Annotated in this window: 5 protein-coding genes and 1 pseudogene; 4 read left to right on the top strand and 2 right to left on the bottom strand. The window is 60.7% G+C overall.

Annotated elements, in window-relative coordinates; genetic code table 11:
* Both AC1DRJ_RS17710 and speB read right to left on the bottom strand, forming a co-directional pair.
* Positions 1–1027 (bottom strand): aldehyde dehydrogenase family protein (locus AC1DRJ_RS17710; protein ID WP_477803297.1); only part of this gene is annotated, 1027 nt, incomplete at its 3' end.
* Between the two features lie 28 nt (positions 1028–1055).
* The gene (gene speB / locus AC1DRJ_RS17705) at positions 1056–2060 is read right to left on the bottom strand and encodes an agmatinase (protein ID WP_477803296.1); all 1005 of its coding nucleotides are present in this window, start codon (positions 2058–2060) and stop codon (positions 1056–1058) included.
* Positions 2061–2211: 151 nt separating this feature from the next.
* On the opposite strand from speB, the gene AC1DRJ_RS17700 reads away from it, so the two are divergent.
* The 4 genes and pseudogenes from AC1DRJ_RS17700 to glyA form a co-directional block, all read left to right on the top strand.
* The gene (locus tag AC1DRJ_RS17700; protein ID WP_477803295.1) at positions 2212–3126 is read left to right on the top strand and encodes a LysR family transcriptional regulator; all 915 of its coding nucleotides are present in this window, start codon (positions 2212–2214) and stop codon (positions 3124–3126) included.
* Between the two features lie 79 nt (positions 3127–3205).
* Positions 3206–4714: a sigma-54-dependent transcriptional regulator gene (locus AC1DRJ_RS17695; RefSeq protein ID WP_477803294.1), complete on the top strand. Its 1509-nt coding sequence runs from the start codon at positions 3206–3208 to the stop codon at positions 4712–4714.
* Positions 4715–5126: 412 nt separating this feature from the next.
* Positions 5127–5510 (top strand): glycine cleavage system protein GcvH, encoded by a 384-nt coding sequence (gcvH, locus tag AC1DRJ_RS17690; RefSeq protein ID WP_477803293.1) that lies wholly within the window; start codon positions 5127–5129, stop codon positions 5508–5510.
* Positions 5511–5551: 41 nt separating this feature from the next.
* Positions 5552–5954, top strand: a pseudogene (gene glyA / locus AC1DRJ_RS17685) (serine hydroxymethyltransferase); the annotation flags it as partial.

Raw genomic sequence — 5954 nt, 5'->3', positions numbered from 1 at the left:
GATCCAGACCCGGAGCAATCTTCAGCGTGCGGGTGTAGGCGATCAGCTCACGCAGGAATTCGTCGTAGACACTGCGATGAACATAAGCGCGTGTACCGGCATCGCACACCTGGCCCGAGTTAAAAAACAMACCGTTGGCGACCGCTTGCGCCGCCGCGGGGATATCGGCATCGGCCAACACGATTACCGGAGATTTTCCTCCAAGTTCCAGCGTTAGTCGCTTCATTTCGTCCAGCGCGGCGCGCCCGACGGTACGGCCTACCGGGGTCGAGCCGGTGAAAGTCAGTTTGTCGATGCCAGGGTGCGTGGCCATGGYCGCGCCGACCACACTGCCGCGTCCGGAGACGATGTTGATCACACCGTCCGGGATCCCGGCTTCCTGCACCAATTCGGCAAAACGCAGGGCCGACAGCGAGGTCAGTTCAGCGGGTTTGASCACCACGGTGCAACCGGTGGCSAGGGCSGSGCCGAGYTTCCAGGCCATGGTTTGCAGCGGGAAGTTCCACGGCACGATGGCACCCACCACCCCCACCGCTTCCTTGCGGGTATAGGCCAGGTAATTGCCCGGCAGTGAAGGCTCGACGGTGCGGCCGTGCAGCTTGGTGGCCCAGCCGGCGAAATAGCGCAGGGTATCGACCGTGCCTTGAATATCGACGTCCTTGGCAAACGCTGCGGACTTGCCCATGTCGATCGATTCAATTTCTGCCAGCTCTGCGGCGTTTTGTTCAACCAGGTCCGCCAGGCGCTGAATCAGTCGCTCGCGTTCCGCCGGTTTGGCCTGACTCCAGGCGCCACCGTCAAACTGTGCGCGAGCCGCTTGCACAGCGCGGTCCAGGTCGTCGGTAGTGCCCATCGGAATACGCGTGATCAGGCCTTCGGTCGACGGCTCAATGACGTCGGAAGTCTGTCCGTCGCTGGCCTCGACAAAGGCACCACCGATGAACATTTTCTGGACCTTGCTGAGGAAGGTCTGGGTCGCTTCGGATACACCGAATTTTTGCAGGTACTGCTTAACGATCGTGTCCATTTTTCATGCCCTCTGTGCGGCGGTCAGTTCACGCCGATTCGGTGGTGGTTTCGCTCACGGCGTGTTTCGCCTGAGCCCGCTCATGGAAGATGAATCCGATGCTGTTGAGCAGCAGTTGCGCCGCCAGAATCGAGGTCATGCCGCTCGGGTCATACACCGGTGCAACCTCTACCAGGTCCATGCCGACGATGTTGCCTTTGCTGCGTTTGGCCAGGGCCTGGATGATTTCCAGCACTTCGTAGTAGAGGAATCCGCCATGGCTTGGGGTGCCGGTGCCCGGGGCGATGGACGGGTCGAAACCGTCGATGTCTATCGTGATGTAGTAGTTGATGTTTTGCGGGATCAGCGCCAGCACACCCTCGACGCCGAGGCGCCGGACATCGCGCACCGAGAGGATTTTCGAGCCGGCGGCATGGGCCGCTTCGTAGTCATCGCGGTTGGAGGACGAGACGTTGCGAATGCCCATCTGGGTCATGCCGACAATGTGGTTCATTTCCGAGGCGCGACGCAGCGGGTTGCCATGGCCATAGCGCACACCGTGGCGTTCGTCGACAAAGTCCAGGTGCGCATCGAAGTGGATGATGTGGATCGGGCCGCGGCCCTCGAAAGCCTTGATCACCGGAGCGTGCACCGAGTGGTCGCCGCCTAGTACCACGGGCATGACACCGGCATCGAGGATCTTGCGCACGGCGTATTCGGTGTTTTCGTTACTGGTGACCATGTCGGTGTGCACGATGTCGGCGTCACCGATATCGACCATGCGCACGTCGGCGGCGGTCAGGTACATCACGTCGTCTTCGTGGTCATAGGCGCCGGCGTGGCCGAAGGAGAACAGCGTCGATGCTTCGCGAATCCCGCGTGGCCCAAAGCGTGCGCCGGAGCGCCACTGGGTACCCATATCGTTAGGGACGCCCAGTACCGCGACGTCGGCATCCAGTGCATCCCAATCGGTGCACACCGGGGATTTGCCAAAGGTGCAATGACCCACGAATGGCAGGTTCAGGCGACCGGATTCATAACCGTTATTCGACATTTCAAGCCTCTCCACTTTTTGTTATCGGCTGGGCGGACTGCAAGGCGACCGCCGTTGAAATGACTATGGGCGCAGGTTTTCGTGGAAAAAATGCTAAACATCAGATACTCATATCGGCATTGCCGATGCATCCACACGCGGGAGGTTCAAGGTGATTCAGCTGCACGATGTCGATCTGAAATTGCTCAGGGTGTTTGCCACGATTGTCAGGTGTGGGGGATTTTCTGCCGCGCAAGCGGCGTTGAATGCCGGCCAGTCGACGATCAGCGAACAGATGACTCATCTGGAAACCCGGCTCGGGGTCAAACTCTGTCAGCGCGGGCGCAGCGGGTTTCGCCTGACCGAGCAAGGCGTGGCGATACATGAAGCGACGCAGCGGCTGTTGTCGGCGGTGGAGAACTTCTGCATGGACGCCGACGTGCTCAAGCAACACATCAGCGGCAAGCTCAACCTGGGGATTATCGACACCACCATCACCGACCCCGATTCGCCGCTGCCACGCACCACTCAACGCTTCGTGTCCCGGGGGCATGACGTGCACCTCAACGTGTACGTGGGCGCCCCCGCCGAACTGGAAGAACGCGTGCTCGACGGCCGACTTCACTTGGCCATAGGGCACTTCCCGATCCATGTGCCGGGGCTGCTGCATACGCCGCTGTATCAAGAGGCATTGGGACTGTATTGCGGGCGACGGCATCCGCTGTATGGCAGTAAGGCCGAAGGTGCCGAACTGCTCGAAGAAATTGCCGCAAGCCGCATTGTCGTGCGCGGCTACATGCAGCAATACGACCTCGAACATTTGGGTGTTACCAAGGCCGCGGCGACCGTGGACAACATCGAGGCGCTGGCCATTCTGTTGATCTCCGGGGCCTACCTGGGTTTTCTGCCGGCGCACTTCGCCGCTCAGTGGATCAAGACCGGCGAGATGCACCAACTGGCGCCGAACACCCTGCAGCTGATGTCGCCATTTGACGTGATTACCCGACGCGGCACGGCCCCACCGCCGATCCTCCAGGCCTTTCTTGAGGACCTGGCGGCCAGCTCGCGTAAAACCGCCAAGGACTGATATCCGCTCGCCACACCGGAGTCGCGCCCGGCATACTCATTGACGCCCTCCCCTCGTTCGCCACCCTTGCAGGCCCGTTATGCGCATCCACGTCACCTTCATCGACCGCGTCGGCATCACCCAGGAAGTGCTGGCCCTGCTCGGTGGGCGCCGGTTCAATCTGGACGCCGTCGAGATGGTGCCGCCGAACGTTTACATCGATGCGCCGACCCTCGGTGCCGAGGTGCTGGACGAGTTGCGCGAGGCCTTTCTCGGAGTGCAGGGCGTGCAAGCGGTGACGATGGTCGACATCCTTCCGGGACAACGCCGAAGCTTGCAGCTCGATGCCTTGTTGGCCGCCAGCACCGACGCTGTTTTGGCGGTGGACGACCGGGGTTTTGTGCTGCTGGCCAACCCGGCGCTGATTGCCCTCTGTGGTCGCGAACCGGCCGGCGAATCGCTGACGGCACTGTTTGATGATCCTTCCTTGCAACGCACGTTGATCGAACACGGGTTTCGCCTGCCCATGCACGAAGTCAGCCTCGGCGGCCAGACGTTGCTGCTGGATGCCATGCCGATCACTGGCGCTGGCGCCCTGCTGACCCTGTATCAGCCAAACCGCATCGGCGAACGCCTGTCGGCGCTGCACCATGACCATGCCGAAGGTTTCGATGCGCTGCTGGGCGAGTCCCCGGCGATTCGCACGCTCAAGGCCCGCGCCCAACGCGTCGCCGCGCTCGACGCGCCGCTGTTGATCCAGGGCGAAACCGGCACCGGCAAAGAGCTGGTAGCCCGCGCCTGCCACGCGATCAGTGCCCGGCATGACTCGCCCTTTCTCGCCCTGAACTGCGCGGCACTCCCGGAAAGCCTCGCCGAAAGTGAACTGTTCGGCTACGCCGCCGGTGCCTTCACCGGCGCCCAACGTGGCGGCAAACTCGGCCTGCTGGAGCTGGCCGATCAGGGCACGGTGTTTCTCGATGAAGTCGGTGAGATGTCGCCTTACCTGCAAGCCAAGTTACTGCGCTTTTTGAGCGACGGTTGTTTTCGCCGGGTCGGCGGTGATCGCGAGGTCAAGGTCAACGTCCGGGTGCTGAGTGCGACCCACCGAGACCTGGAAAAAATGGTCAGCGAAGGCCACTTTCGCGAAGACCTGTTCTACCGCCTCAATGTGCTCAACCTGCACGTACCGCCACTGCGCGAACGCGGCCACGACATCCTGTTGATGGCCAATCACTTCATGCAGCAGGCCTGCGCCCAGATCCAGCGCCCGGTGTGCCGTTTGGCACCGAGCACCTTTACCGCCCTGCTCGGCAATCGCTGGCCGGGTAATGTCCGCCAGTTGCAAAACGTGATTTTCCGGGCGGCGGCGATTTGCGAAAACYCGCTGGTGGACATCGACGATCTGGACATCGCCAGAACGGCGGTCGAGCGGCAGAACGACGGTGAAGTGGGCAGCCTTGAAGAGGCCGTTGCAGGGTTTGAAAAACATCTGCTGGAGCAGCTTTATCGCAGTTATCCATCCAGCCGTTTGCTCGCGACTCGCCTCCAAACCTCCCACAGCGCCATCGCCATTCGCCTGCGCAAGTACGGCATTCCCAGCAAGTCCTGAAAACAACACACATCCCCTGTGGGAGCGAGGCTGCTCGCGATGAGGGGCTGTGAGTCAACATCCWTGTTGAATGTCATGCCGCTATCGCGAGCAGCCTCGCTCCCACAGGGTTTTTGGGGTGTGGCAAACGTTGGTGTTTGCAAATCGATACAGCGTATCGATTTCAAGACAAACTGCCGCGCCCCGTGTTTTCCTGCCCTGCTCATTATCCTTCTCTTGCCCGTATTGATTTCAATACAGCCAACACTCTTCGCCCTTCATAAAAACACACCAACCAGTTGATTTAAAACAACTAACCAATATTGGCACCGCCCTTGCTATCTCAGACCAAACCACGCTCGGCGCCCCCGCACGAGCCTGTAAACGTCATCCGCCACCAGCAGCGGATGGGTCTGAACAATGAGGAGCAGTTATGAGTGAATTGCGTTTTACCGTCGATCACGAATGGCTACGGCTTGAGCAGGATGGCCTGGTCACCGTTGGCATTACACCGTATGCCCAGCAGGCGTTGGGCGATGTGGTGTTCGTGCAAGTGCCTGAATTGGGGACGTTCGGCGCCGGTGATGAAGCGGCAGTGCTGGAGTCGGTGAAAGCGGCCAGCAACATTGGCATGCCGCTGGACGGCGACGTGGTCGAGGTCAACGCGACGCTGGAAACCGCCCCCGAACTGGTCAACGAAGATCCCTTGGGCGAAGGCTGGTTCTTTCGCTTCAAACCGGCCGACGCCGAGGCCATTCACCACCTGCTGGATCAACACGCCTACGCGCGATTGACCCAAGACTCTGCCGACGCTTGATGCCGCTCAACACCTTCCCGTCATCCACACAGGACACCACCATGTTCAGCAAACACGACCAGATCAAAGGCTACGACGACGAACTGTTGGCAGCAATGAACGCCGAAGATGCACGGCAAGAGCACCACATCGAACTGATCGCTTCAGAGAACTACACCAGCCAACGGGTGATGGAAGCGCAAGGCAGCGGCCTGACCAACAAATACGCCGAAGGCTATCCGGGCAAGCGCTATTACGGCGGCTGCGAACACGTTGACGTGGTCGAGCAACTGGCGATTGATCGGGCCAAACAATTGTTCGGTGCTGACTACGCCAACGTCCAGCCGCACTCCGGCAGCCAGGCCAATGCCGCGGTGTTCCTTGCGCTCTTGCAAGCCGGCGACACCGTGCTGGGAATGAGCCTGGCCCACGGCGGCCACTTGACTCACGGGGCCAAAGTCAGCT

The organism is Pseudomonas sp. P5_B2 (assembly GCF_056400445.1).
This window is presented reverse-complemented; position numbering and strand designations above follow the sequence as displayed.

Excerpts from the sequence above, each read along its gene's own strand:
- speB (WP_477803296.1), bottom strand. The coding sequence starts at position 2,060 with ATGTCGAATAACGGTTATGAATCCGGTCGCCTGAACCTGCCATTCGTG.
- gcvH (WP_477803293.1), top strand. The coding sequence starts at position 5,127 with ATGAGTGAATTGCGTTTTACCGTCGATCACGAATGGCTACGGCTTGAG.